Raw genomic sequence first — 1,118 nt, 5'->3', positions numbered from 1 at the left:
CGGCAACGCCAAAGCGTGAAGTGCGGCGGAGAACAAATTTACCGTGGGGCCATGCGGATGTCGCGATGACGATGATCTACACGCCTGTGCTCAAGCGGGGTGGGCGAGGCGTTCGCAGCCCGCTCGACGCGCTTGGGTAGCAAGGCGCACCGCGGTCTCAGGCGCGAATCGGCCGGATCAACCCGAAACTTTCCGCTTGGCATGCTCGGCAACAGCCCGAATGGCTGACGAAAGAACGTTTCAAGGACTCATTGTCCGAGGATTTCCAGCAACATGCGGTCCACGCCCGTTTGCCAGTCCGGCAGAACGAGGTCAAAGGCGGCCCGTAGCTTGCGCGTATCGAGACGGGAGTTGTGGGGGCGTGGGGCGGGGACCGGGTAGGCACTGCTCGGTACGGCCTGGATGGCCTCTGGATCTACCCTGATCGCCTGTCCGGCCGCGCGTGCATGTTCGATGACATGCCGGGCGTAGCCGTGCCAACTGGTCTCGCCGCCGGCTACCAGATGGTAGAGGCCGGCGAGGTCTGGGCGATGCTGTACGCTGCGAATGGCGTGCGCGGTCACGTCCGCCAGCAGATCGGCCCCGGTCGGCGCGCCGATCTGGTCAGCGACGACCTGGAGTTGATCGCGCTCGCTCGCCAGCCGCAGCATGGTGCGGGCAAAGTTGTTGCCACGCGCAGCAAAGACCCAACTGGTGCGGAAGATCAGATGCCGGTCGCAGCGAGCCACCGCCTGCTCACCTGCGAGCTTGGTCTTGCCGTAGACACCGAGCGGGCCGGTCGGGTCGCTTTCTTGCCATGGCGCTTTGCCGCTGCCATCAAAGACGTAGTCGGTCGAGTAATGCACCAGCCAGGCACCGAGCCGCCCGGCTTCCTCGGCGAGCACACCGGGCGCCAGGGCGTTGATGGTTCTTGCCAGTTCGGGTTCAGACTCGGCCTGGTCGACTGCCGTATGGGCGGCGGCGTTGACGATGATGTCGGGAGCGACCGTGCGCACACAGCCAGCCAGCCCGGCGAGATCGGTGAAACTGCCGCACAGGCCGCCGGCTCCTTCGTAATCGAGGGCGACGATCTGGCCGAGCGGTGCCAGGCTGCGCTGCAATTCCCAGCCGACCTGTCC

1 protein-coding gene is annotated in these 1,118 nt (G+C 65.7%); it reads right to left on the bottom strand.

Features of this window, described 5'->3' with window-relative positions:
- Positions 1-248 precede the first annotated feature (248 nt).
- The coding region (gene rfbD, locus CAPSK01_RS16765; protein ID WP_034929252.1) for a dTDP-4-dehydrorhamnose reductase at positions 249-1,118 on the bottom strand (870 nt) is incomplete at its 5' end.

Origin of the sequence: Candidatus Accumulibacter vicinus (assembly GCF_000584955.1) — a bacterium.
Taxonomy (GTDB): domain Bacteria; phylum Pseudomonadota; class Gammaproteobacteria; order Burkholderiales; family Rhodocyclaceae; genus Accumulibacter; species Accumulibacter vicinus.
The sequence above is the reverse complement of the archived record's forward strand: the minus strand, read 5'-3'. Positions and strand labels throughout refer to the sequence as shown.